We start from the raw sequence: 25899 nt of genomic DNA, 5'->3' as shown, positions 1-25899 counted from the left end.
CGGGACTAGCTGCGGGAATAGATTTTAGCCCGGCGGGCGTTCTGCCAGCGGTGCTGTTCGCGCAGGTTCGACGCCGCATCGTCGTACTGGCTGCGTAATTCGTCGCAATCGGCCTCGTGCAGCAGCCGCTGTTCGAGGCTGGGGAGCGGGAAGTCGTCGTGTCCCTGCTGGCGGGCCAGCAGGTGGCCGGAAAAGAGCGCGCACAGCAGCAGTAAGGTCGAAACGCATCTCCTGATCATATCCTGTTCCGTATGGGGGCGAGTGCAGCCACTATGCCTGCCGGTTGTTGAGCTTTTTTCTGCACCAGTCAAAGAAGGGAAAAGGCTCTGTCAGCGCCGGCTGACGGAAGATAAAAAAACCGGCAGATGCGCTGCCGGTTGATGGACGGTTAAGATAAAACGCTAGACTTTTAGCCCGGCTGCGGTCATTAACAGGCGAAAACCCATACTCACTGCCGCCAGCGCCAGCACGCTCCCGCCCCACAGCGCAACCATCCAGACCATCTGCTTAAGCCATAATCGATTCATCAATGATACCCCTCACCGTGTTGAACTTTGCCGCGGAATACGTAGTAGCTCCAGAAGGTATAGCCAAGGATCACCGGAATAATCAGCGCTGCGCCTACCAGCATAAATCCCTGGCTCTGCGGCGGCGCGGCGGCCTGCCACAGAGTGATGGACGGCGGAATAATATGCGGCCAGATGCTGATCCCCAGCCCGCTAAAGCCGAGGAACACCAGCCCAAGCGTCAGCAGGAAAGGCCACGCGTGATGGTCGCGGCTGCCTAACGCCCGCCACAGCCAGACGCTGAGTGCCAGCACCAGTAGCGGAACCGGCAGCAGGAAAAAGAGGTTCGGTAAGCTGAACCAGCGCGCGGCGATAGCGGGCTGCGCCAGCGGGGTCCACAGGCTGATCGCGGCAATCACCGCCAGCAGCGCCAGCAGCAGGGCCCGCGACGCGCCGCGCATTTTTTCCTGCAGCGGCTCCTCGCTTTTCATCACCAGCCAGCTGGCGCCCAGCAGCGCGTAGGCGATGGTCAGCCCCAGGCCGCAAAACAGGGTGAACGGCGTAAGCCAGTCGATCATACCGCCGCTAAAGGCGCGGCCGCTGACCGGGAAGCCGTTAATGACCGCGCCGACCACTACGCCCTGGGCAAAGGTTGCCAGCAGGGAGCCGCCAAGAAAAGCGAGGTCCCAGAAGGGCCGGTGCGACGGCGTGGCCTGGAAGCGAAATTCGAAGGCCACTCCGCGAAAGATCAGGCCAACCAGCATCAGCGTCAGCGGGATCGCCAGCGCGTCGATAATGACCGCGTAGGCCAGCGGAAAGGCGCCGAACAGCGCCGCGCCGCCGAGCACCAGCCAGGTCTCATTTCCGTCCCACACCGGGGCCACGCTGTTCACCATCACGTTGCGATCCTCGGGGTCGCGGATGGTGCAGAATAAAATGCCAATCCCTAAATCGAAGCCGTCCATGACGATATACATCAGGGTGGCGAAAACGATGATGGCAAACCAGATTACCGACAGGTCGATAGCCATTAGTGGGACTCCTTATGCTCAATATGGCCGGTGGCGGCGGAAAGCGGACGCGCCGGGGTGCCGCTTACCGGCGGATTGACCTCCTGCGGGCCTTTGCGGATCAGGCGCAGCATATAGCTATAGCCGACGCCAAAGACCGAGCTGTAGACCACAAAAAACGTCAGCAGGCTGATGGTCATATGCAGGTCGCCGTGGGCGGAAACGGCGTCGGCGGTGCGCTGCACGCCATAGACAACCCACGGCTGGCGGCCTACCTCGGTGGTCACCCAGCCTGCGAGGATGGCGATCAGCCCCGATGGCCCCATCCAAAGCGCAAAGCGCAGGAAGGGCTTCGAGTGGTAGAGCCGCCGGCGGTAGCGCAGCCACAGCGCCAGCGCGCCGAGCAGGATCATCAGCATGCCGAGGCCGGCCATCAGGCGAAATGACCAGAATACAATGGTCGAATTGGGGCGGTCCTCTGGCGCAAACTCCTTCAGCGCCGGAACCTGTTTATCGAGGCTGTGGGTGAGGATCAGGCTACCGAGCGCCGGAATTTCGAGTCCGTAGCGGGTACGCTCCTGCTGCATATCCGGCCAGCCGAACAGCAGCAGCGGCGTCGGTTCCCCCGGGCGGTTTTCCCAGTGTCCCTCAATGGCGGCAATTTTTGCCGGCTGATGCTCGAGGGTGTTCAGGCCGTGCATATCGCCAATCATTGCCTGGATGGGGGCGACGATCAGCGTCATCCACAGGGCCATCGAAAACATCGCGCGAATGGCCGGGGTTTGATTCCCGCGCAGCAGATGCCATGCCGCCGAGGCGCCGACGAACAGCGCGCTGCTGAGGAAGGCCGCGACCGACATATGCAGCAGGCGGTAGGGGAATGAGGGGTTGAAGATCACCGCAAACCAGTCCACGGGCACCACCTGGCCGTTGACCACCTCAAAGCCCTGCGGCGTCTGCATCCAGCTGTTGGAGGCGAGGATCCAGAAGGTGGAAATGATGGTCCCGGTCGCCACCATGCAGGTGGCGAAGAAGTGCATACCGGGGCTGACGCGGTTCCAGCCGAACAGCATCACGCCGAGGAACCCGGCTTCGAGGAAGAAGGCCGTCAGCACCTCATAGGTCAGCAGCGGCCCGGTAATGCTGCCGGCGAACTCAGAAAATCCGCTCCAGTTGGTGCCGAACTGATAGGCCATCACCAGCCCTGAGACGACGCCCATGCCGAAGTTGACGGCGAAAATTTTCGACCAGAAGTGGTACAGCGATCGCCAGACGGGATTTTTAGTTTTTAACCACAGCCCTTCCAGCACTGCCAGATAGCTGGCAAGCCCGATGGTGATGGCGGGAAAGATAATGTGAAACGACACGGTAAAGGCGAATTGAATTCGCGCCAGGTGGAATGCATCAAGACCAAACATGCAGTGCTCCGCAACAAAATTGATTCAGCGCAATTTTAGGCGTCGCCTGCCTTTGGTTGCAGAGGCAGAAAGGCTCTTTTTTCCCATAACAGTCGGGTGACTGTTATGGATTTTTCTCAGCCGCCGCTGCCGGATGGTCTGCGGGAATAGCCGGCGTTGGGGTAAACGCCGCCTCGCTGCGGCGCTGTATCCGTGCGACGCAGCGGGGCGGAGGCGGGTTAAAAGACCTGTTGATAAAGCCGGAGCGCGTCGGACTCGCTCAGCGGCAGCGGATTATTTATCAGCAGCCGGGTTTGCTGCATCGCGTCGCGAGCGAGCAGCGGCAGCTGCGTCTCCTCAACCCCGACATCGCGTAATCTCTGCGGCGCGCCGCTGGCGACGATGAGACGCGTCAGCTCGGCAATAAATCGCGCCGTATCCCGCTGCGCGTCACCGCTGAGCGGCAGGCCGATAGCGGCGGCAAGCTCGGCATACAGCGGCGCGGCGGCGGGAGCGTTGAAGTGCAGAACCGGTATCAGCATCAGGGCATTGGAGAGCCCGTGCGGTACGTGATAACGCCCACCCAGCGGATAGGCCAGAGCGTGGACCGCCGCCACCGGGGCGTTGGTAAAGGCCTGTCCGGCCAGCATGGCCCCGAGCAGCACCGCCTCCCTGGCCTCGCGATCGGCCCCGTGATGGCAGGCGCGAAGCAGATGGCGGCTGATAAGGCGCAGCGCTTCACGGGCGAGGGCGTCAGAGATCGGGTTCTTTTTATGCGCGCTGGTGTAGGCCTCGATGGCATGCACCATGGCATCAATTGCCGCGGCAGCGGTATGGATCGGCGGCAGGCCCAGCGTCAGGTGCGCGTCAAGCAGCACCAGGTCGCAGAAAAGCTGCGGCGCGACGACGCCCATTTTGCTGTTTTCCCCGGCAGTCAGAATAGCGATATTGGTCACTTCGGAACCCGTGCCCGCGGTGGTCGGGATCTGCATCAGCGGCAGGCGCGAGCCCGTCACCTTATCGATACCGTACATCGCGTCGAGGGGCTGCTGAGAAGGCGCGAGGGCGGCGGCAATTTTGGCGACGTCCAGCGAGGAGCCGCCGCCGAAGCCGATGACCAGATCGCAACGCGCTTCCCGGGCCGCTTCCGCCGCCTGCAGGGCCAGCGCGGCCGGGGGATCGGCGACAACCCGGTCAAAGCGCGTAACTGCGTAGCCACCGCGGCGCAGCGCCTCTTCCGCCGGCGCCAGCGCCCCCGAACTCACCAGGCCCGGATCGGTGACCAGCAGTATGCGTTGGGCCGTAAAATGGCGTGCGACGATCTCGTCCAGCCGCGCGGCGCCCTGCCACTCGATGAGCAGGGTTCCGACGGTGGAAAAGGAGAATGCGTTGCCCGTTGTGCTCATGATGCCTCCCTATTTGCCGTCGTCTTCGACCGGAACTAAAAAACTCTCAACCTGCTTATTTTCGAGCAGCGGGGCGATGACCTCGATGCCAAGATGTTGAAAGTGCGGCGTCGCCCGGTGCGCGTCGAGCCCGTTTTCGCTGCGGTAGCGCTCGAGGATCACAAAGTGCTGGCTGTTTTCGCGCGACTGGAAAAAGTCATAGCTGATGTTGTCCGCCTCCTGGCGGGAGGCCTGCGCCAGCGCCCGCAGCGCGTCGGCGACATTCTCCACCTCATCCCGGCGGGTAACGTAGTGGGCGATGACCTGTAGCTGCTGTTTTGCCATGATGTTTAGCTCCGTTGATTAACGAGAAAGAGGGAGGTTCCACAGCGCGCTGTCGCTGCTGGAAACCGCCGTCGCGCCGTTGCCGAGCGCGCTGCGAATGTCGCCTTCATGGCTGACAAAGCCGGAGGCGACGATCGGCGGCAGCCGCTGGCGGTCGGCCTGGGGGATCAGCGGCAGCATCGGCGCGGGCATCAGCTGCACGTAGTCCGGCTCGCTCTGCTCCAGCGCATTGAGGCTGCGAAGCCAGGTGGAGCGGTCGGTGACGAAGATTTTTTGCATCGTGACCAGCCCGCTTTTCTTCGCCCGCTGCACGGTTTGCAGCCGCGTGGAGAGCAGCCCCATGGCGCCGGTTTCCGCAATATAGTCGATGCCGCCTTTGTCCTGTGACAGCCCGCTGCAGCTGTCGATATTGACGATGACGTATTTATCCGCCTTGGCCAGCAGGGCGATCACCGGCTGCAGCTTAATCAGGTCGATATTGGCAATAATGCACACCTGCGCCCGGCTGGTGAGGGCGGTTTTCAGCCGATCGATGCCGTAGATCGCCATAATAATCGGGTGGCACGCCAGAAGCGTGCCGAGATTTTTGATCATGGTTGACCTGCCGCTGACGGGGTTAGCTCGTCGCTCAGCCCCAGCTTACCGGGGTTGAGAATATTGTGCGGATCGAGCGCCGCTTTGATCTCCGCCATAACGGTTAGCGCTTCGCCCAGCGAGTCCTGCATATAAGGGGAACGTAATAAACCCACGCCATGATGATGGCTGAGAGAGGCGTTGTGGCGGATCAGCACAGCGTTTGCCGCATCCCATGCGGCGCGATACCACGCCGCGCGCTCGCTGACATCAACGTCGCCGCGCAGTGAAAAATAGAGACAGGCGCCGTCGACGTAAGCATGCGACTGGTGGGCGGAGCCGGCCAGCGTTCCCGGTACGGCGTCGATTGCCGCCACCACTTCGTCGTAAATCACCGCCAGATCGCGCCAGCGGCCGATCATCTCGAGGGTATCGGCGACCAGCCCCGGGCTGCGCTTAAAGCCCTCGGCGCTTTTACCGGTCAGATAGCGGGTATCCAGCCAGCGTTCGAATATCGGGTCGCTCTCCAGCTGCTGGCCGTTTTGCGCCCGGCAGACGCGCGCGGAGATGGCCATCACCGCATCGACCAGCTCCTTCTCGCCCTCATCTGCAATCAGCAGGACGTTGGTTTGTGCCAGCGAGAACTGCACGCCGCTTTCCAGATTATCGTACAGCCGCAGGGCCGCCGGGGTTGCTCCGCGCTGCAGGATCTGCCGGCAGGCTTCGAGGCCCTCGGCAAAGGTAGCGAAGCCCCAGGCTATGGCGCGGCCATACTCCGGCAGACGGTGCAGCTTCAGGCGCACGCGGACGATGATGCCGAGGGTCCCTTCTGAGCCGACAAACAGCTGCTGGAGATCTGCCCCGGTGGCGCTGCGCGGCGCGCCGCCGACGGTGATTAAGCGCCCGTCGGCCAGCACCACGTCCATGCCGTAAACCATATCCTCAATTTTGCCGTAGCGGGTTGAAAGCTGGCCCGCGCCGCGGCAGGCGACCCAGCCGCCAACCGTACTGATACCAAAAGAGGAGGGCCAGTGCCCCATCGTCATCCCGAACTGTTGCTGGATAGTCTGCTCAAAGACGTCGCCAAACATCCCGGCTTCGACCTCCACAATCTGGCTCTGTGGGTCAAAGGAGACCAGCTGATTCAGCTCGCAGACGTCGAGCACGATCCCGCCGCGCACCGGCAGCGCCGCGCCGGTGACGTTGCTGCGTCCGGCGGAGACGGTCAGCGGGATTCGCTGGTGGCTGGCAATCCGCGCTACCGCCTGGATCTGCTCGACGCTGGAGACCCGCACGATGGTGGCAACCGGCGTGGCGGGAGAACCTGCGGTTTCCGCAATCATCGAGGCGGCCCACCAGTCCCGGGTCCAGTTCACCACGTCGCGGCGGGCGGTGAGCACCTCATCCGCGACGGCGCGCAGCTGGTCGACGACCGCTTCACTGACCGTGACAGGGTCACGTTGCATGCCCGGCCCCGAACCTGCGGGCATCTGCTGCGCCGCCCAGCCCGGCGGGGTGTGTACCCCAACCCGATAGTTTCCACGGTTATAGCCACGTTTAAGCGCTTCTTTACTGATCATTCTGAAGTCCCCATAAGAACGGATTTTTCGTGTTTAACGGCCGCCCGATAGCGCGCAATTTGCTGCGCTACCGTCTGCGGAGCCATGTTGAGTTCCTGCTGTAATAATTCGCCCACCCGCCCGGCGGCGTCGGCGGAGGCGTCCCGCGCCATCAATCGCGCGCGCAGCCGACGCGACAGAATGTCGTCAACGCTGCTGGCCAGCTCGTGGCGGATGGCGTAGACCACCTCGGCCTCGGTATAGGGCAGACCGGCAATCAGCGGCGTTTGCAGCTCCGGCGCGCGCTGGATGATGTCGCTGACGAAATGCGCTTCGGCGCCGTAGCGCTCCCCGAGATGGGCGGAGAGCCCGCCGGAGGCGAGGATCGCCTGCGGATCGTAGCCAGCGGCGCCGAGCAGGAAGGCGCTTTTGGTTGAGCACGCCCGCCTGCGGCCAAGTAGCCTGGCGGCAACATCGACGGTCTGTTCCGCCATATGACGCGAGGTGGTGAGCTTGCCGCCGACGATGGTTATCAGGCCATCCGCCGCGACGTCGATCTGGTGATTGCGCTTCATCTCGACGGTTTTGCCCCCCGGGCTGCCCACCAGCGGGCGACAGCCGGCGATGCTTCCCACCACGTCCTGGGCCGTGATCTGAGTTTTTAGCGCCGAGTTCGCACCATCAAGGAGAAAATCCAGCTCCTGGCGGGTGCAGCAGACATCGTCGAGGTCGCCGTCGTAATCTTCATCGGTGGTGCCGAGATAGGAGACGTTGCCCCAGCGGGTGATGGTGGCGCGGCGCTTGCGTCCGGCGACGGGAATGGTCACCGTGCAGTCGTTACGGATTTTCAGCCACGGAATAGCGACATGAACGCCTTTCGCCGGGCGAATTTGCAGCGCTGACGGGGCCTCCTTTTTCTGGCCATCCCAGTCGCGCAGCCATACGCCGGTCGCCATAATTACCGTCCGGGCTTGCACCTGAATCTCACGATCGCCGGCGTGGACGATGGCGCCGTTCACCTTGCCATGACCGTCGCGGGTGGTGGCGACCACCCGCGCATGGTTGGCTACCGTCGCGCCGTGAAAGGCGGCGGTGCGTATCAGCGCCAGGGTTAATCTGGCGTCATCGACCCGGGCGTCGAAATACATGAAGCCGCCGGACAGCTGTTCTTCATTCAGCGTCGGGCAGTGGGAGAGGACCTCCGCTGGGGTGAGCTTTTGGTGCAGGATGCCCTCCCGCCAGCCGCCGGCAAGATCGTAGGTCCACAGCAGGCTTTCGAAGGCTGAGGCCATGCGCTTATCGAAAATGCCGTTCTTATCCAGCACCGGAAACATAAACGGCAGGCGCTGAACCAGGTGGCGCGCGTTGCGCCGCAGCCGCTGGCGCTCGAGCAGGGAGTGGCGCACCAGCCCTAAATTGCCCTGTTCAATGTAGCGCAGCCCGCCGTGAACCATTTTTGACGATTTCGACGAGGTGCCGGAGGCAAAATCGCTTTTTTCGACCAGCGCCACGCGATAGCCGCGCAGGCTGGCGTCCAGCGCGGTATAGGCACCGGTGACGCCGCCGCCGACGATCAGGATGTCGAACGCGTCGCTGCCCAGCGCGTCCAGCTGTTCATCGCGCTGCAGGCGCAGCGGCGCGGTGGCAAACATTTCGCTGCGCGATTGACTGGCTTTACGAGACGGAAAAAACTTCATCGGCGCCTTTACTCCTGGTGAGGGGATGAGAGGGCGGCCGTCGCCAGCTCTTGCTGAATACGGCTGTCCCAAAGGGTGCGTTGCTGCCGGCGGCGCTCGCCATCGATAGCGGGCGTAAAGCGCCGGGCGACGCGCAGGGTTTGACAGGCGGCTTCCAGGGAGTCCCAGAGCAGCCCCTGGGATCCGGCGAGAAACGCCGCGCCGCGAAGGCTGGCGCGTGCGGTTTCGGCCATTCGCAGAACCGGGATGCCGCTGAGATCGGCCTGGATTTGCATCAGCTCGTCGCTGTTTGACATCCCGCCGCCGACCACCAGTTCGCTCACGCTGAGCCCGGTTGCCTGCTCGTTGGCGCGCATACAGGCGGCCACCGAGTGGGCGATGCCCTCAAGAATGGCTCTGGCAATCTGCGCCCGGGTGCTGGAAATCGAGATGCCGTTCAGCGACGCGCGCGCCGCGGGCTGCAGGTCGGGGACTCTCAGCCCGGTTAATGCCGGAACAAAGCTGATGCCGCCGGAGCAGTCGGCCTGCGCCGCGAGGGCGCTAATCTGCTGCGGGCTGTCAAACCAGCCGAGCTGTTCGCATAGCCAGTTGAGGGCGGAGCCGGTGGTCGGGACGAAGGTTTCGACGGAGTAGTGCGACACGCCGTGCTGGCGACGGGCGGTCATCACCAGCGTGCTGTCGCCGGCGTGATGCAGGGTCGGCACCTGCTCTCCCACCAGCAGATCGACAAAGCTGCCGGTGCCGTGCATACAGAGCGATTGCCCGCGGGTGATGCAGCCCAGCCCGGCGGCGCCGGCAAACTGGTCGCCCATGCAGGCGAGCACCGGCACGGCGATGCCGAGCAGCGCTTCGCGGGTGGTGCCGAGAGCGCCGGCATCGTCGACCAGCTCAGGCAGCAGCCGCTCCGGGAAGCCGAGCGCCTCCAGCCACGGCGCGTAATAGCGATGCTCGCGGATCCGATAGGCTCCGGCCGAGGTGGCGTTGGTTGGCGTGGAGAGGCAGCGGCGCTCTTCGGTGAGATGCCACAGCAGCCAGCTGTCGATAGTGCCGAACATCAGGCGTCCTGCTTTATGCGCCGCGCTGACCGTTGGCGAGTCGGCCAGATGGCGCGCGGCCCACAGATAGGGGGAGCGAATGCCTACCGGACGACCGGTGTGCTGCAAGAGCTGACGGTCCCAGGCTCCGGCCATCTGCCCCAGCGGCTGTGCGTAGCGTGAATCCTGCCACACCATTGCCGGCACCAGCGCCTTGCCGCTTTCGCTATCCCAAAGCACGGCGGTTGAGCGCTGAGTGGCGATGGCGACGGCCTGAATCTGCATATTCAGGCTGCGGGCCTGGGCGATGGTCTGGCGACAGACGGCCAGGGTCGTTGCCAGAATGTCGTCGGCATCCTGCTCCACCACGCCGTGGCGTGGGCTGCTCACCCGCAGCGGGTGATATTCCAGGCAGTGCACCTGGCCGTCCTGACAAACGACCGCGGCACGGGTGCCGGAGGTTCCTTCGTCAATGGACAGAATAACGTTCTGCGAATATTTCATTTTGTTCCTCTGCCGGTTTCCTGCGCCACCGGCGGCAAGCGCGTGCTGGATGACTGGTCGAACTGTGGAGCGCCAGGCTCGTTATCCGGCTGGATAGCGCTCCGCGTGGGATCCCAGGAGATGCAAAAGCAGACAATGCTGGCGAATAGCGGTACCGCTGACATGATCAAAAAGGTGCTCTGCAGGCCGTACTGCTCGCGGAAGATAGGGAAAATAAACAGGCCGAGGGCGGCGCCAATCGCGCCGAGCGCGCCGACGATGCCGTTGGCGCCGGCGCGTAGTTCGCTGCGAAACGACAGGGAGGAGAGGCTTTTGCCGTTGGCACCGGGGCCGCCGGAGTGAAATAAGATAAACAGCGCCGGCACCATCAGCGAGGCCCACAGCGGCATCGTGTCGCTGTACATCCCGAGCGTCAGCAGGACCAGGAAGGCGATGGCAAAACCTATCGCCGAAGAGCGACGCAGCCCGATGCGGCGGCCAATAAGCGGCGAAAGGAAGCCGCCGACAATACCGAATATGTTAAAAAATAGTGAACCAAGAGTAGCGTAAACGAAGTTTTTACCGAACAGACTGGCGCTGATTACCGGCAGGTACCAGCCCACGCCGAAATATTGAATCGACTGACAGATTTGCACCGTAGAGGCCAGTATCGTGCGCGGTAAATAAACTCCGCGAAAAATAAGCAGAACGTTTTTAATGCCTTTCTGCGCCTGACCGATAATCGCCTGCTGCTCGCCAGCGGGGGCCAGAATAAAGCGATCGCCATATATTTTCCTCATCGCCGTGACGGCATCGCTGAGCCGGGATCTGCGCGCTAACCATACCGGACTTTCTACCAGGTAACGCACTTGCAGCACCAGAATAATAAGTCCGCAGATCGCCGTGACGGCAATGGAATAACGCCAGATGGTGTCGCCGACGTTCCATGAATAAAACAGCAGCGCCAGCCCCAGGTTTAAACAAACGGCAACGTACCAGACCCCTTGCCAGGTATTGAGGCGGCTTTTTAAACGGGCGGGCGTAAACTCCGCCAGCATCGCCATTGCCACCGCGAAGTCCATGCCGTAGGCAATGCCGACGAAGAATCTTCCGGTGATTATGGTGCTGAAATCAGGAGAGAAAGTGACGAGGAGGGCACCCGCGACCGCGCATATTTTTGCCGCAATCAGCGGCGTTACCCGACCCCAGCGGTCGGCAATCCAGCCGCCGACCGGATTAAAAATAATCGCCACCCACGATGAGAATGAGGTCAGCAGCGCAATATCCGTTGCGCTCAACTGCAAATCGCGGGTCATCGGGTTTAATCCAGCGCTCAGGGCCGAATTGGAGAAAGCATCTAAAAATAAACCACCGAGGGCCAGCCACCAGATAACACCGGCTTTTCCCGCAATGCGCGGCTGAGCATCAATAAACTGAATAATATCGTCAATGCCGCGGATATTCTTTTTAGCTGAGGGTATATCGACAGACATAGCGGTCTCCTTTACATGACTCGTAAGAGGGCCGCTACATACAGAAAAGGCAATGAGAGACCATCTTAATGAATGACAGATAGTCTCTAATCTAAAATCTGTAGGCTGAACTCTAGAAGGGAGAAAGGGGGCTGTCAAAGCCGCGATGATGCTTTAGACCCGTTTTGTGACATGTAACTCATTTGTTAATATTTAGATCTAAGGCGGCCACGTGAAAACGCGATGACTTCATGCATAACAGTTTTTATAAACTGCCATTTTTTATCAGCTGTTATACTATGGGCCACAACGTTCATCCGCGGACTCACCTATGAAAAAGTACCAACAGCTGGCACAGCAGCTGACCGAACAGATTGCGCTCGGCGTCTGGCAGCCCGGCGACCGCTTGCCCTCGCTGCGTGAGCAGGTGGTCAGCAGCGGAATGAGTTTCATGACGGTCAGCCACGCCTATCAGCTGCTGGAGAGCCAGGGGCGAATTATCGCCCGCCCGCAGTCGGGCTACTACGTTGCGCCCAGGCCGGTTAAGTCGCGCCAGCCGGCGCCGCCGGCGCAGGTGACCCGCCATGAATCGGTGGACATTAATACCTACATTTTTGAGGTGCTGCAGGCCAGCCGCCAGGCCTTGATGCTGCCTTTTGCCTCCGCTTTTCCCGACCCGCGCCTGTTTCCGCTCCAGCAGCTAAACCGCTCCCTGGCGCAGGTCAGCAAAACCGCAACGGCGATGAGCGTGATTGAAAACCTGCCGCCGGGTAACGACGAGCTGCGCCACGCGATTGCCCGCCGCTACGCGCTGCAGGGAATGAACATTTCGCCGGATGAGATAGTGATCACCGCCGGCGCGCTGGAGGCGCTCAACCTTAGCCTGCAGGCGGTCACGGAGCCTGGCGACTGGGTGGTGGTGGAAAATCCCTGCTTCTACGGCGCGCTGCAGGCGCTGGAAAGGCTGCGGCTGAAGGCGCTGTCGGTGGCGACGGACGTTAAGGAGGGGATCGATCTGGCGGCGCTGGAGCAGGCGCTGCAGAGCTATCCGGTGAAGGCCTGCTGGCTGATGACCAACGGCCAGAACCCGCTCGGCTTTACCCTCAGCGCGGAGAAAAAGGCGCGGCTGGTCGAGCTGCTGACGCGCTACGGCGTGGTGCTGATCGAAGATGACGTCTACAGCGAGCTCTATTTTGGCCGCGAGAAGCCGCTGCCCGCCAAATTCTGGGACCGCCAGGATATGACGCTCCACTGCAGCTCCTTTTCCAAATGCCTGGTGCCGGGTTTTCGTATCGGCTGGGTGGCCGCCGGCAAGCAAGCCAGGCGCATCCAGCAGCTGCAGCTGATGAGCACGCTGTCGACCAGCTCGCCGATGCAGATGGCGCTGGTGGACTATCTCTCGACCCGGCGCTACGACGCCCATCTGCGGCGCCTGCGCCGCCAGCTGGCCGAGCGCAAGCAGCAGGCCTGGCAAGCGCTGCTGCGCCATCTGCCCGCCGAAGTCAAAATCCACCATAGCGACAGCGGCTACTTTCTCTGGCTTGAGCTGCCGGCGGGCGCCGATGCCGGGGAGCTGAGCGCGCGCGCCCTGCGCGACAACATCAGCATTGCGCCGGGAAAAATGTTCTCCACCACCGCCAGCTGGACCTCATTCTTCCGCTTCAATACCGCCTGGGGCTGGGGGGAGAGAGAAGAGGAGGGGGTTAAACGCCTGGGCGAGCTTATTCGCGAGCTGCTGGCTGAGCCTTAGCCTTATTTTTCTATGGTTCAACGGCGGGCGGAAAATAACTAAATATTATTATCAGACGATACCGGTCATTATTTTACCGGTATCGATCATAGGAAATTCGCATACCCATTCTCTGTCCCTAACTCCTTGTCTATAATCCATATTGTCGTCCAGATTTTGCTGATTTTTACGGAATGCGCCCCTTGTCACAACCTGAATAAATTTCCCGTGAGGGGCATAGCGCGCCGTCTACTGTTATTAAGGGAGATATTTTTACGGCACGGCTGCCGCTAATTTTGTTGTGACAGGAGTAACACCCGATGAGCAAAAAAATTGCCCGTGGCAGCCTCTGTGTGCTGGGTATGGCCTTCCTGACCGCCCAGGCCGCCGAGCCGCCGACGTCGTTGGATAAAGGCGAAGGCCGGCTCGATATCATCGCCTGGCCGGGATATATCGAACGCGGCCAGACGGATAAAAACTACGACTGGGTGACCCAGTTTGAAAAAGAGAGCGGATGCCAGGTCAACGTAAAAACCGCCGCCACCTCTGATGAGATGGTCAGCCTGATGGCGAAAGGGGGCTATGACCTGGTGACCGCCTCCGGCGACGCGTCGCTGCGCCTGATTATGGGCAAGCGCGTGCAGCCGATTAACCCGGCGCTGATCGCCAACTGGAAGACGCTCGACCCGCGGGTGGAGAAAGGCGCGTGGTTTAACGTGGGCGGTAAAGTCTACGGTACGCCCTACCAGTGGGGACCAAACCTGCTGATGTACAACACCAAAGTATTCCCGACCCCGCCGGACAGCTGGAACGTGGTGTTTGTAAAACAAAATCTTAGCGACGGTAAAAGCAACCAGGGCCGGGTGCAGGCCTACGACGGCCCGATCTATATCGCCGACGCGGCGCTGTTCGTCAAGGCCACCCAGCCGCAGCTCGGTATTACCGACCCCTATCAGCTCACTGAGGAGCAGTATCAGGCGGTGCTCAAGGTGCTGCGCGACCAGCGCGGGCTGATTCACCGCTACTGGCACGACACCACCGTGCAGATGAGCGACTTCAAAAACGAAGGCGTGGTCGCCTCCAGCGCGTGGCCGTATCAGGCCAACGGCCTCAAGGCTGAAGGCCAGCCTATCGCCACCGTCTTCCCGAAAGAGGGGGTGACCGGGTGGGCGGATACCACCATGCTGCACAGCGACGCGAAGCACCCGGTGTGCGCCTATAAATGGATGAACTGGTCGCTGACGCCGAAGGTTCAGGGTGACGTGGCGGCGTGGTTCGGCTCGCTGCCGGTGGTGCCGCAGGGCTGTAAAGCCAGCCCGCTGCTGGGAGACAAAGGCTGCGAAACCAACGGCTATAATCAGTTCGCCAAAATCGCCTTCTGGAAGACCCCGATTGCGGAAGGCGGCAAGTTCGTCCCTTACAGCCGCTGGACCCAGGACTACATCGCGATTATGGGCGGCCGTTGACCGGCCGGAGGCATGAAATGACGTATGCGGTAGAGTTTCATAATGTCTCGCGGCTGTATGGCGACGTGCGCGCGGTGGATGGCGTAAGCATTGCCATCCGCGACGGTGAGTTTTTCTCGATGCTGGGGCCGTCCGGCTCCGGCAAAACCACCTGCCTGCGGCTGATTGCCGGTTTTGAACAGCTCTCCGGCGGGGAGATTTCCATTTTTGGCCAGCAGGCCAGCGAGCTGCCGCCGTGGCAGCGCGATGTCAATACCGTCTTCCAGGACTACGCGCTGTTTCCCCATATGTCGATCCTCGATAACGTCGCCTACGGGCTGATGGTGAAGGGGATCGCTAAAAAAGAGCGCCACCGCCGGGCGCAGGAGGCGCTGGAAAAAGTGGCCCTCGGCTTTGTCCACGCGCGCAAACCCTCCCAGCTCTCCGGCGGCCAGCGCCAGCGGGTGGCTATTGCCCGTGCGCTGGTTAACGAGCCGCGGGTGCTGCTGCTGGATGAGCCGCTGGGGGCGCTGGATTTAAAGCTGCGCGAGCAGATGCAGCTGGAGCTGAAAAAGCTGCAGCAGGCGCTGGGGATCACCTTTATTTTTGTCACCCACGACCAGGGCGAAGCGCTGTCGATGTCCGACCGGGTGGCGGTGTTTAATCACGGGCGCATCGAGCAGGTCGACGCGCCGCACGATCTCTACCTGCGGCCAAAAACGGCCTTCGTCGCCGGGTTCGTCGGTACGGCCAACGTCTTTGACGCCGAGCTCTCGGCCCGGCTGTGCGGCATGCCGGGCAGCTGGTCGCTGCGTCCGGAACATATCCGGCTCAACGGCGGCGGAGAGGTTCAGGTCGAGGGCGTGGTGCAGGCGGTGCAGTATCAGGGCGCGGCAACGCGAATCGAGCTAAAGCTGGCGGAGGGCGGCAGGCTGCTGGTGAGCCAGGCCAATAGCGACGGTGCTGCTGCGCTGAGCGCTCCGCAGGCGGGGCAAAGGGTGCTGGCCTCCTGGTCGCGGGCGGCGATGGTCCCTCTGGATAACGGTGGCTGATATGGCAACGCTTATCGCCAACGCGCCTTCCGGCCGCCTGTCAGGACTTTTCTGGCGCCGGCCCTCGCTGGGGCTGTTTTTACTGCTGCTTGGGCCGCTGATGTGGTTTGGCATCGTCTATCTGGGATCGCTCCTGACGCTGCTGTGGCAAAGCTTCTATACCTTCGACGACTTCACCATGTCGGTCACTACCGACCTGACGCTGGCTAATCTCAAGGCGCTATTTAACCCGGCCAACTACGACATTATTATCCGTACGCTGGTGATGGCGCTGGCGGTCACGCTGGCCAGCGCGGTTCTGGCGCTGCCGATGGCGTGGTATATGGCGCGCTATACCAGCGGCAAGATGAAGGCATTTTTCTATATCGCGGTGATGCTGCCGATGTGGGCCAGCTACATCGTTAAGGCCTACGCCTGGACGCTGCTGCTGGCAAAAGATGGCGTAGCGCAGTGGTTTCTGCGCCATCTTGGGCTGGAGGGCGCGCTGAATCTGCTGCTGACGATCCCGGCGGTGGGCGGCAATACGCTGTCGACCTCGGGGCTGGGCCGCTTCCTGGTCTTCGTCTATATCTGGCTGCCGTTTATGATCCTGCCGGTACAGGCGGCGCTGGAGCGCATACCGGCGTCGCTGCTGCAGGCGTCGGCCGACCTCGGCGCCCGGCCGCGGCAAACTTTTCGCCACGTGGTGCTGCCGCTGGCCATTCCCGGTATCGCCGCCGGGTCAATTTTCACCTTCTCGCTGACGCTGGGCGATTTTATCGTGCCGCAGCTGGTGGGGCCGCCGGGCTTTTTTATCGGCAATATGGTCTATTCCCAGCAGGGGGCGATTGGCAATATGCCGATGGCGGCGGCCTTTACCCTCGTGCCGATTGTGCTGATTGCCCTCTATCTGGCGTTTGTTAAACGCCTGGGAGCGTTTGATGCACTCTGAACGCGCGCCGCTGTTCCTGAAAATCGCGACCTGGGGCGGGGTTATCTTCCTCCATTTCCCGCTGCTGATCATCGCCCTGTACGCCTTCAACACCGAAGACGCCGCCTTCAGCTTTCCGCCGCAGGGCCTGACGCTGCGCTGGTTTAGCGAAGCGGCCGGGCGGGGAGATATTATCGAATCGGTGACGTTGTCACTGAAAATTGCCGCGCTATCGACCGCCATCGCGCTGGTACTTGGCACGCTGGCTGCAGGAGCCCTGTGGCGCAGCACTTTTTTTGGTAAGAACGCGGTGTCGCTGCTGCTGCTGTTGCCCATCGCGCTGCCGGGGATCATTACCGGCCTGGCGCTGCTGACGGCGTTTAAGGCGGTTAACCTCGAACCGGGTCTGTTTACCATCGTTGTCGGGCACGCCACCTTCTGCGTGGTGGTGGTCTTTAACAACGTGATCGCCCGCTTTCGCCGGACCTCCTGGAGCCTGGTGGAGGCGTCGATGGATTTAGGCGCGACGAGCTGGCAGACCTTCCGCTACGTGGTGTTGCCCAATCTGGGGTCGGCGCTGCTGGCCGGAGGAATGCTGGCGTTTGCGCTGTCGTTTGATGAAATTATCGTCACCACCTTTACCGCCGGACACGAGCGGACGCTCCCGCTATGGCTGCTGAATCAGCTGGGACGCCCGCGCGATGTGCCGATAACCAACGTTGTCGCGCTGCTGGTGATGCTGGTGACGACCATTCCGATTTTAGGAGCCTGGTGGCTAACCCGTGACGGCGACACAAGCGCTGAAAACGGCAAATAACTGACGTGTACAGGATCATACTATGCAACATAACCTTTTGATCAACGGCGAATTAGTGGCGGGTGAAGGCGAACTGGTGCCGGTATTCAATCCTGCTAATGGCGAAGTCCTGCTGGAGATTGCGGAGGCGACGGCGGCCCAGGTAGATGCGGCGGTTGAGGCGGCGGATCTTGCCTTTGTCGGCTGGAGCCAGACCACGCCGAAAACCCGCGCGGAGTGCCTGCTCAAGCTGGCGGACGTGATTACCGCCCATGCGGAAACCCTCGCCAAACTGGAGTCATTGAACTGCGGCAAGCCGCTGCACTGCGTGATTAACGACGAGCTGCCGGCGGTGGCGGACGTGTTCCGCTTCTTCGCCGGCGCCGCGCGCTGCCTGCCCGGAATGGCCGCCGGTGAGTATCTTGAAGGGCATACCTCGATGATCCGCCGGGATCCGGTTGGGGTGGTGGCCTCCATCGCGCCGTGGAACTATCCGCTGATGATGGCGGCCTGGAAGCTGGCGCCGGCGCTGGCGGCGGGGAACTGCGTGGTGATTAAACCTTCAGAGATCACGCCGCTAACTGCGCTCAAGCTGGCCGAGCTGGCAAAAGACATCTTCCCGGCCGGCGTCCTCAACGTGCTTTTTGGCCGGGGCAAAACCGTGGGCGATCCGCTGACCGGCCATCATAAGGTGCGGATGGTCTCGCTGACCGGGTCGATAGCCACCGGTGCGCACATCATCGGCCATACGGCTTCCTCGATTAAGCGTACGCATATGGAGCTGGGCGGCAAGGCGCCGGTTATAGTCTTTGACGACGCGGATATTGACGCGGTGGTGGAGGGCGTGCGGACCTTCGGTTTCTATAACGCCGGCCAGGACTGTACCGCCGCCTGCCGCATCTACGCTCAGCAGGGTATTTATGACCAGCTGGTGGAGAAACTGGGTGCCGCCGTTGCCAGCCTGAAAATCGGCCCGCCGGAGGATGGCGCGACGGAGCTGGGGCCGGTCAGCTCGCAGGCGCACCTCGAGCGGGTGAGCGCCGCCGTCGACGCCGCGCGCGCGCTGGCGCATATCAAAGTGGTGACCGGCGGCAGCAGGGCGCCGGGGAAAGGCTACTACTACCAGCCGACGCTGCTGGCCGGGGCGAAGCAGGAGGATGATATTGTCCAGCGCGAGGTGTTTGGCCCGGTGGTCAGCGTCACCGCCTTCAGCGATGAGGAGCAGGCGCTGGCCTGGGCCAACGATTCGCAGTATGGTCTGGCCTCGTCGGTGTGGACCCGGGACGTCGGCAGAGCGCATCGCCTCAGCGCGCGGCTGCAGTACGGCTGCACCTGGGTGAATACCCACTTTATGCTGGTGAGCGAAATGCCGCACGGCGGGCAAAAGCTGTCGGGCTACGGGAAGGATATGTCGATGTATGGCCTGGAGGACTACACCGTCGTGCGCCACGTAATGATCAAGCACTAATGGCAGCACGCCGCCGACGGGGTCCGTTCAGGCCCGTCGGCGGCGGTATGGCTAATCAGTGGCGCGTCAGGCCGTTAATCGAATCAGAATAGCGTTTTAGCTTGATGATCTTATCTTTCATTATCCAGCTCAGCTCGGCAATTTTATCCCTGATTTCGCTGACTTTCGCTTCATCCACGTTGATGAGATTGGCTTTCGCGCCCGGTACGCCCGTCGCCATCGTTCGGTTGGTTTCGCAGCGATAGCCGTATTCATAGAGCGCATCGCTCATTCTTTTTTCGAACTGGTTGAGATTCTCATAGGCGCGGACATAGCCGGCGATTTCCGGGCTTTCGTTCAGCAGCAGAAACCGCGACGCTACCGCCGGGGATTTATCCAGGCTGATGCTGACAGAATCATCGGGAATAAAGGTGGTCAGGGAGGGGGAGCCGGAAACCGGCGGCCTTTGGGTGACATCGAAAAACTCGCCTTCCGCAGTCTGCAGTACCGCGTGATGCGTGGCGACCATGAAACATCCCCGCCACAGATGAATATCCCAGCCGAGGCGCATCTTCCCGCCGACTTTTTTTATCGCAGCCTCTACGTTCCAGTAAGCATTTCCTGCCGGGCCCGGCGCGTCTATCACCGGTACCAGGATAGGCTGAGAGGAGGGGGTGAGCTGTTCTGCAAACTGCAGCAGGCGTGGATCATTCGGCGCAACATGCTCATAGAGATATTGACTATTCGTCATGCAGGACTCCTTGTGGTGGTACGCAAACGGATGGGAAACGGCTGTCTGTCGCGCTTAAGTCGTTAATGGCGCTTTATTTATTAGCCTCTTAGAATGATGGCACAGGATCTGATAAGTGAACAGGAACGCCGGGCGGTTGTGCCGGGTTTTGGTGTCAGGCGCGGCGGCGGCAAACTGCAGGCGTTGGCGCGCGATAATCACCCTGCAATCATGTTAGCTTGCTAATAGTCATCAATGGCAGGAATTGCTAAGACAAAAGGCGGCTGATATGAGAATATTCTTATGCCCCTTCAAGAGCTAAGCCATGATGAGTGCCGGAGATAAGCGCCGGATGGGGCTCGCAAATATCCCCCGCCCCTGCATTAACAGTGCAGGGGCTTTTTTTTGCGCATGCAGCAGACGGCAGCGTTAACGCGGAAATAACAGCAGCGGGCAGCAGGGGCAGGGAAGGGGGCGGTCTACACCATCGATTTCGACAGAGGTTACATCGCTGTAACGCTCTCACGCAGCTAAGCGCGCGAGCTAATACGCACAAAATGGGTAGGGTAAATAAAGTGTTCGCTATTGCCGATACTATTCAGACAGGTAAATCCATTTGCCTAGCGTTTATTCTTCTTGCTCGGCAAGCTTGACTGACGGCGTTCGCGCACGTAAGAAATAAGATTGTAGACTGCGATAACCAGCAATATTAACGCCACAATAAGCACGGCAATCCCGGACATATACCACCTCAAATTTAAAATGAGCAACTGGAAAAGTATTCATAACCAATGATTATGAATGTAAATTCATCCTTGAGATAACGCAAATGGTATTTGTTCTGTTTCAAATGAAGTGCCGGCGGATCAGGACGCCAGGGATCGGCTTAAGGCCGCACCAATCTTGAGGTTGTCGGCATAGTCGCCGCTCCGCCAGCAAAACGAGATTTAAGAAGTATCGCATTTTCCGCTAATAGAACGCTTCGTCATACATTATTGTTAGTTATCTTTAGACGTGAGTTTATGCTGATTTTTTAAGCATAATCTGATACTTCCTGACGGTAGAGGGCGGATCTGTAGCTGCGGAGGATCGTTTTTCTGAAAAAGTACGGTTAATTTATTTTCCTGGCATCCTGACTTTCTATATCCATTCTTTTTGTAATGCTATTTGCCAGGCCATGCCCCGCTCCGGACTCTTTTTTTAAGCGTATCAGCAGTATTGGCTAAATGTATTTCAGATTTATTTCTTAGCAATGACTTTATTAATTAAAGTTAATGTTTAATTAATGTTAATGGTTAGTTCAACTTTGTATCTATTAAATGTTTGCGGCCGTTTGGCGTTTGACTTTGACGGGGCGGCCATGCGAAAATTTGTCATAATTTGTTACTTTGAAGTTGATTTTGTTTTGAAAAACATAGCATTTTTTCTGCTGGTGGCCTGCGCCAGCGCCATTCTCTATGGCAACCTGCCCGCTCAGCGCGTTTTAGGTTGTGAAAAGCAGGGGGCAAGTGAAGCCGTCTGTCTCTCCGCTGAATGGGATAGCGAGAAGGTCAATCCGCTGCCGGTGTATAACCCTGAGAACCTCAAGGCTATGGCCGTGCTGCAGGCTACCTCACAGGTGCAAGCCGCTCATACGGTCGCTATCAAATCGTAAAAAAGCAGCCCTTTAAGGCTGCTTTTTTAGGTTTCTTTGCTGAGGAAAAATCAGTAAAACCAACCAAAACGAACGGATAACAGGCTAATAAGCGCAAATGCTGCGCCGACATTAATCAGAATTACGGTTTTGCTGGAAACATCCATAACGCCACCTTTATGAGTAAGCCTCTACAGGTATAGTACGAGGTCAAAGGATGCGCTATCAGACAAGGATGAATCGGACGTTTTCTGTCGGCTACCCGCAGTATTTTTACTTTGTCATGCATTAATCTCTGATCCGCTTTCCGCTGTTGAAAGAGGCGCGTCGTAAAGGCGTTTTCAGGGAAGGACTAAGAATGACCCTATATCAAAAGATGCTGATTTTTTATGCGGTGATGGGATTTATCTGCGCCGTTATCAGCTGGTTTTTAACCAAAGAGAGCCGTCTGATTCGCCTGCTGGCCGCGCTGCTGATCGGCGCCACCTGGCCGTTTAGCTTCCCGACCGCACTCCTCGTTTCGCTATTCTGAGATGAAGTAAGCGTTGGCATTTGTTAATAATAACTGTATAAAAATACAGTCTTAGTTAACGGAAGCTTATCGATGAACGGTTTCTTCTCCTCTCTGGCCGGCGCCACCGTGCGCTGGCTCGATCTGCCCGGCGGTGGCGACCCGATCGTGTTTATCCACGGTCTGGGGTGCGCCTCCTCGTACGATTATCCTCGAGTGGCTGCCGATCCCGCGCTGAGCGGGCGGCGGGTCGTGCTTATCGATCTCCCAGGCTACGGCTACAGCGATAAACCCCCTGAGTTTGGTTACAGCACCACGGAACAGGCGCGGGTAGTGGTCGAACTCCTTGACCACCTGCAGCTGTCGCGCTGCTATTTGTACGGCCATAGCATGGGCGGCAGTATTGCCATCGAGGCGGCTGAACGCCTGGGTGAACGCTTGCTTGCGCTACTGGTGGCCGAACCCAATCTGTACGCCGGCGGTGGGGTATACAGCCGGGCGATTGCCGCGCAGAGCGAAGCGGAGTTTGTCGCCGCCGGCTATGGCGAGATGCTGGCGGCGGAATCGTCGCCCTGGGCCGGGTGCCTGCAGAACAGCGCCTCCTGGGCCGTCTGGCGAGGGGCCACCAGCCTGGTCTGCGGCGTAACGCCATCATGGTTTACCCTTTTTTGCCAGCTCTCCTGTCCGAAGACGCTTATCTATGGCGAGCTGTCGCTTCCGGCACAGGAAGCCGAGGACGCCGTCGCGCAAGGGATTACGCTGCGGGTTGTGCCCGACGCCGGGCACTCGATGGCCTGGGAAAATCCTGCCGCGCTGGCGGCCGCGATCGCCAGCCGCTGCTGAAGCGATCGACCCCGGCCGGCGGAATGGGTTAAAACGGCAGTTCGCGGGGCTGCATTTGCAGGGTTATCCAGCGCAGTTCGGTAAATTCGGCAACGCCCGCGCGCCCGCCGAAGCGTCCGTAGCCGGAGGATTTACAGCCGCCGAACGGCATCTGGGCCTCATCGTGAACGGTGGGGCCATTAATGTGGCAAATCCCCGTTTGCAAGCGCTGCGCGACGTTCCATGCCCGGGCGCTGTCCCGGCTGTATACCGCCGATGAAAGCCCGTATTCGCTCTCATTTGCGACGGCCAGGGCTTCCTCTTCACCGCTGACGCGGATAATCGCTTTCACCGGCCCAAACGACTCCTCGCTCCAGATGCGCATGTCGCGGGTGACGCCGTCCAGCAGGGTGGCATCCATCTGCACCGACGTGGCTTTGCCGCCGCACAGCAGCCTGGCGCCTTTTGTCAGCGCATCGTCAATCAGCGCATTGCAGCGCGTCACGGTCTTCATATCGACGACCGGCCCGATCAAACCGGCGGGCAGGTTCGCTGCGCGGCGGCTGATAAGCGCGACAAATTCATCGGCAATTGCCCGGTCGACGATAATGCGTTCGGTTGACATACAGATCTGCCCGGCGTTGGCGAAAGCGCCAAATATGGCGCCCGCCGCCGCTTGTTCAGGATCGGCGTCATCGAGCACCAGCAGCGGGGCTTTCCCGCCCAGTTCGAGCACCGCAGGCTTCAGATGCTGACCGCAGGTGCGGGCAACGATCCTGCCTACCGGCGTGGAGCCGGTAAAATTGACCCGCCGCACCGCGGGATGGGCGATCAGCGACTCGACCAACGCCGGCGCATCCTCAGGCGCGCAGGTCAGGTAGTTGATCACGCCGTCGGGGAAGCCGGCAGCGGCGAGGGCCTCAATAATTAATCCCTGAGAGGCGGGCGACAGCTCGGCGCCCTTGAGGATCACCGTATTGCCACAGGCCAGAGGAGTGGCAATTGCCCGCGTCGCCAGAATCAGCGGCGCGTTCCACGGCGCCATTCCGAGGACGACGCCGGCGCCCTGACGCACGGCCATCGCCAGATTCCCCGCCACGTTTGACGGCACTATCTGCCCCTCAATCTGGGTCGTGAGCGCGGCGGCTTCGCGCAGAATATCGGCGGCCAGATGGACGTTAAAGCCGGACCAGTGCGCCGTTGCGCCGGTTTCTGCCGCCATAGCGGCAATAAACCGGGCTTCGCGCAGCAGCATCTGTTCGGCGGCGTTCAGCAGCAGGCGACGGCGTTCGCCTGGGGAGGTATCGCGCCACTGTGGAAATGCCGCGGCCGCGGCCTCAACGCTGCGTCGGGCGTCGGCGAGGCTTGCGGCGGCAGCGGTGGAGGGCGCCTCTGCGCTCAGCGGATGGCTGCGGGTAAAGGTAGCGCCGTCGTCGGCGTCGTGCCACCGGCCGTTGGTGTACAGGCTGCAGGTTAAGCTCATCGGGAAACCTCATCTTTTCGCGTTTTTCCGAGTGTACCGGGCGGGGAGATTTCGCGGGGCAGAGAGGGCGGTTATCGCACGCTATTTTTCAAGCTTTTTAGGCAGTTCACAACTTCAGCCGATTAAACGGTGCAAAAAGGCGGCGGGTGTTGAATAAATCGGCGAAAACGGCGTTTTCAGCATAACCTGATACCAATTGATTATTTGCCGGTTGATTCCTGCTGTGCTGTTATTAGAGGGCATATAACAAATTAATAAGGTTTATAACCATGTCTACAGGGAAAACACGCCTTGCTCTGGCGCTGAGCGCGCTGCTGCTGCCGGCCGCTGCGGCCTCGGCGGCCGGTAACGATACGCTGGTCTACTGCTCCGAAGCCTCGCCGGAATCCTTCAACCCGCAGATTGCCAGCTCCGGCCCCTCGTTTGTGGCCAGCTCGCAGGTGCTCTACAACCGCCTGATTACCTTCGACCCGCAGAAAAACACGCCGGTTCCTTCGCTGGCTACCGACTGGACCGTCTCGCCGGATGGCAAAACCTGGACCTTTACCCTGCGTAAAGGCGTGCAGTTCAACAGCAACAAATACTTTAAGCCAACCCGCGATTTCAACGCTGATGACGTGCTTTTCTCGGTGCTGCGCCAGCAGGATGCAAAACATCCGTACCATAACGTTTCCCAGGGCAGCTACGAGTACTTCCACGACGTCGGGCTGGATAAGCTGATCAAAGAGGTTAAAAAGCTCGACGATTATCACGTCCAGTTCGTACTGGCGGAGCCGAATGCGGCGTTCCTCGCCGACTGGGGGATGGATTTCGCCTCCATTCTCTCCGCGGAGTATGGCGACGCGATGCTGAAAAAGGGCACCCCGGAGTACGTCGATACCTGGCCTATCGGTACCGGCCCGTACGCGCTGCAGCAGTATAAGGTGGATTCCCAGATCCGCTATATTGCCAACCCGCACTATTGGGAAGGCGAGGTGCCGACAAAGCATCTGATCTTCTCGATCACGCCAAACGTTGAGACGCGGCTGGCGAAGCTGCAAACCAACGAGTGCCAGATTATTCCGGCGCCTTCACCGGTACAGTTCCCGGTGATCAAAGGCAATAAGGATCTGGCGCTGCACTCGGTTGAGGCGCTGAACGTTGGCTATCTGGCGTTTAACACCGAGAAAAAACCGTTCGATAATCTGCTGGTGCGTCAGGCGCTGAACTACGCGACGGACAAGCAGGCGATCGTTAAAGCGGTGTTCCTCGATTCCGGCACCGTGGCGAAATCGCCGCTGCCGGCCAATATGCTCGGCTATAAGAAAGATCTCCCGGACTACGACTACGATCCGCAGAAGGCTAAAGCGCTGCTCAAGCAGGCAGGGCTGGAAAATGGCGCAGAGGTCACCCTGTGGTCGATGCCGGTTCAGCGGCCGTATAACCCGAACTCCCGCCGCATCGCGGAGATGATTCAGAGCGACTGGAGCAAAGTTGGCGTCAAGGCCAAAATCGTCAGCTATGAGTGGGGCGAATATCTCGCCGGGATGCGCAAAGGCGAACACGACAGCGCCCTGTTCGGCTGGATGTCGGATAACGGCGATCCGGACAACTTTGCCGGGACGCTTTTGAGCTGCGATAACATCAAAACCGGCTCTAACGTCGCCCGCTGGTGCGACAAGTCCTACGACGCGCTGGTGAAGAAAGCGCTGCTGGTCAGCGATCCGCAGGCGCGAGCCAAGCTGTACGGCCAGGCGCAGGAGATTTTTTATCAGCAGGCGCCGTGGATCACCCTGGCAACCGGCAAAACCTTCTACGCCACGCGCAGCAACGTCAGCGGCTATAGCGTAAGCCTGATGGGCAGCGATTTTTCGAAGGTAAAACTGAATTAAGCCACAAGG

25 protein-coding genes are annotated in these 25899 nt (G+C 60.2%); 10 read left to right on the top strand and 15 right to left on the bottom strand.

What is annotated here, in order from left to right:
- Positions 1-5 precede the first annotated feature (5 nt).
- From MMW58_RS15720 to MMW58_RS15670, 11 genes are all read right to left on the bottom strand, one after another.
- Positions 6-239: a DUF2554 family protein gene (locus MMW58_RS15720; protein ID WP_241721572.1), complete on the bottom strand. Its 234-nt coding sequence runs from the start codon at positions 237-239 to the stop codon at positions 6-8.
- 162 nt (positions 240-401) lie between these two features.
- On the bottom strand, positions 402-527 hold the full coding sequence (locus MMW58_RS15715) for a DUF2474 domain-containing protein (RefSeq protein ID WP_072051800.1): 126 nt from the start codon (positions 525-527) through the stop codon (positions 402-404).
- Positions 527-1537, bottom strand: coding sequence for a cytochrome d ubiquinol oxidase subunit II (cydB, locus tag MMW58_RS15710; protein ID WP_241721571.1), 1011 nt, complete (start codon positions 1535-1537; stop codon positions 527-529). Before cydB ends, MMW58_RS15715 begins: the two co-directional genes overlap by 1 nt.
- Positions 1537-2934 (bottom strand): cytochrome ubiquinol oxidase subunit I, encoded by a 1398-nt coding sequence (locus tag MMW58_RS15705; RefSeq protein WP_159237298.1) that lies wholly within the window; start codon positions 2932-2934, stop codon positions 1537-1539. The genes cydB and MMW58_RS15705 overlap by 1 nt, the downstream gene beginning before the upstream one ends.
- A gap of 218 nt (positions 2935-3152) precedes the next feature.
- Complete coding sequence (locus tag MMW58_RS15700; RefSeq protein WP_241721570.1) at positions 3153-4319, bottom strand: iron-containing alcohol dehydrogenase; 1167 nt, start codon at positions 4317-4319, stop codon at positions 3153-3155.
- A 9-nt stretch (positions 4320-4328) separates the two neighbouring features.
- The gene (locus tag MMW58_RS15695; protein WP_133599914.1) at positions 4329-4643 is read right to left on the bottom strand and encodes a putative quinol monooxygenase; all 315 of its coding nucleotides are present in this window, start codon (positions 4641-4643) and stop codon (positions 4329-4331) included.
- An 18-nt stretch (positions 4644-4661) separates the two neighbouring features.
- Positions 4662-5237: a glycerol-3-phosphate responsive antiterminator gene (locus MMW58_RS15690; protein ID WP_133599913.1), complete on the bottom strand. Its 576-nt coding sequence runs from the start codon at positions 5235-5237 to the stop codon at positions 4662-4664.
- Complete coding sequence (locus MMW58_RS15685) at positions 5234-6796, bottom strand: FAD-binding oxidoreductase (protein ID WP_241721569.1); 1563 nt, start codon at positions 6794-6796, stop codon at positions 5234-5236. The genes MMW58_RS15690 and MMW58_RS15685 overlap by 4 nt, the downstream gene beginning before the upstream one ends.
- Positions 6793-8472: a glycerol-3-phosphate dehydrogenase/oxidase gene (locus tag MMW58_RS15680; protein WP_241721568.1), complete on the bottom strand. Its 1680-nt coding sequence runs from the start codon at positions 8470-8472 to the stop codon at positions 6793-6795. Before MMW58_RS15680 ends, MMW58_RS15685 begins: the two co-directional genes overlap by 4 nt.
- A gap of 8 nt (positions 8473-8480) precedes the next feature.
- Positions 8481-10010, bottom strand: coding sequence for an FGGY family carbohydrate kinase (locus tag MMW58_RS15675; RefSeq protein WP_241721567.1), 1530 nt, complete (start codon positions 10008-10010; stop codon positions 8481-8483).
- Positions 10007-11482, bottom strand: a complete 1476-nt coding sequence (locus MMW58_RS15670) for an MFS transporter (protein ID WP_133599909.1) — start codon at positions 11480-11482, stop codon at positions 10007-10009. The genes MMW58_RS15675 and MMW58_RS15670 overlap by 4 nt, the downstream gene beginning before the upstream one ends.
- Before the next feature lie 310 nt (positions 11483-11792).
- Here MMW58_RS15670 and MMW58_RS15665 point away from each other — a divergent pair, with 310 nt between their 5' ends.
- The 6 genes from MMW58_RS15665 to patD all read left to right on the top strand — a co-directional run bounded on the left by MMW58_RS15665 (position 11793) and on the right by patD (position 18861).
- Positions 11793-13211: an aminotransferase-like domain-containing protein gene (locus tag MMW58_RS15665; protein WP_241721566.1), complete on the top strand. Its 1419-nt coding sequence runs from the start codon at positions 11793-11795 to the stop codon at positions 13209-13211.
- Positions 13212-13510: 299 nt separating this feature from the next.
- On the top strand, positions 13511-14656 hold the full coding sequence (gene ydcS, locus MMW58_RS15660; RefSeq protein WP_133599908.1) for a putative ABC transporter substrate-binding protein YdcS: 1146 nt from the start codon (positions 13511-13513) through the stop codon (positions 14654-14656).
- A 17-nt stretch (positions 14657-14673) separates the two neighbouring features.
- Positions 14674-15687 (top strand): ABC transporter ATP-binding protein, encoded by a 1014-nt coding sequence (locus MMW58_RS15655; RefSeq protein WP_159237296.1) that lies wholly within the window; start codon positions 14674-14676, stop codon positions 15685-15687.
- Between the two features lies 1 nt (position 15688).
- Positions 15689-16618, top strand: coding sequence for an ABC transporter permease (locus MMW58_RS15650; RefSeq protein WP_041145352.1), 930 nt, complete (start codon positions 15689-15691; stop codon positions 16616-16618).
- Complete coding sequence (locus tag MMW58_RS15645; RefSeq protein ID WP_123707785.1) at positions 16608-17414, top strand: ABC transporter permease; 807 nt, start codon at positions 16608-16610, stop codon at positions 17412-17414. The genes MMW58_RS15650 and MMW58_RS15645 overlap by 11 nt, the downstream gene beginning before the upstream one ends.
- 22 nt (positions 17415-17436) lie before the next feature.
- On the top strand, positions 17437-18861 hold the full coding sequence (gene patD / locus MMW58_RS15640) for an aminobutyraldehyde dehydrogenase (protein WP_133599905.1): 1425 nt from the start codon (positions 17437-17439) through the stop codon (positions 18859-18861).
- Between the two features lie 55 nt (positions 18862-18916).
- On the opposite strand, the gene MMW58_RS15635 is transcribed toward patD, so the two are convergent.
- Complete coding sequence (locus tag MMW58_RS15635; RefSeq protein WP_241721565.1) at positions 18917-19591, bottom strand: hypothetical protein; 675 nt, start codon at positions 19589-19591, stop codon at positions 18917-18919.
- 599 nt (positions 19592-20190) lie between these two features.
- Positions 20191-20313, bottom strand: coding sequence for a small membrane protein (locus tag MMW58_RS15630; protein WP_095097533.1), 123 nt, complete (start codon positions 20311-20313; stop codon positions 20191-20193).
- Positions 20314-20855: 542 nt separating this feature from the next.
- On the opposite strand from MMW58_RS15630, the gene MMW58_RS15625 reads away from it, so the two are divergent.
- Positions 20856-21224, top strand: coding sequence for a hypothetical protein (locus tag MMW58_RS15625; protein ID WP_371822938.1), 369 nt, complete (start codon positions 20856-20858; stop codon positions 21222-21224).
- Between the two features lie 50 nt (positions 21225-21274).
- On the opposite strand, the gene yncL is transcribed toward MMW58_RS15625, so the two are convergent.
- Positions 21275-21370 carry a stress response membrane protein YncL gene (yncL, locus tag MMW58_RS15620; RefSeq protein ID WP_071844919.1) on the bottom strand — a complete coding sequence of 32 codons (96 nt, stop codon included), beginning with the start codon at positions 21368-21370 and terminating at the stop codon, positions 21275-21277.
- Positions 21371-21561: 191 nt separating this feature from the next.
- Between yncL and MMW58_RS15615 the strand changes: the two genes are divergently transcribed.
- Both MMW58_RS15615 and MMW58_RS15610 read left to right on the top strand, forming a co-directional pair.
- Positions 21562-21735, top strand: a complete 174-nt coding sequence (locus tag MMW58_RS15615) for a GhoT/OrtT family toxin (protein ID WP_071844920.1) — start codon at positions 21562-21564, stop codon at positions 21733-21735.
- A gap of 72 nt (positions 21736-21807) precedes the next feature.
- Positions 21808-22557, top strand: a complete 750-nt coding sequence (locus tag MMW58_RS15610; RefSeq protein WP_241721564.1) for an alpha/beta fold hydrolase — start codon at positions 21808-21810, stop codon at positions 22555-22557.
- Between the two features lie 28 nt (positions 22558-22585).
- On the opposite strand, the gene MMW58_RS15605 is transcribed toward MMW58_RS15610, so the two are convergent.
- Complete coding sequence (locus MMW58_RS15605) at positions 22586-24019, bottom strand: aldehyde dehydrogenase (protein ID WP_241721563.1); 1434 nt, start codon at positions 24017-24019, stop codon at positions 22586-22588.
- Between the two features lie 269 nt (positions 24020-24288).
- Here MMW58_RS15605 and MMW58_RS15600 point away from each other — a divergent pair, with 269 nt between their 5' ends.
- Positions 24289-25890: an ABC transporter substrate-binding protein gene (locus MMW58_RS15600; RefSeq protein WP_133599901.1), complete on the top strand. Its 1602-nt coding sequence runs from the start codon at positions 24289-24291 to the stop codon at positions 25888-25890.
- Positions 25891-25899: the final 9 nt, after the last annotated feature.

Source organism: Klebsiella sp. HC6, from assembly GCF_022605325.1.
GTDB classification, from domain to species: domain Bacteria; phylum Pseudomonadota; class Gammaproteobacteria; order Enterobacterales; family Enterobacteriaceae; genus Klebsiella; species Klebsiella terrigena.
The sequence above is the reverse complement of the archived record's forward strand: the minus strand, read 5'-3'. Positions and strand labels throughout refer to the sequence as shown.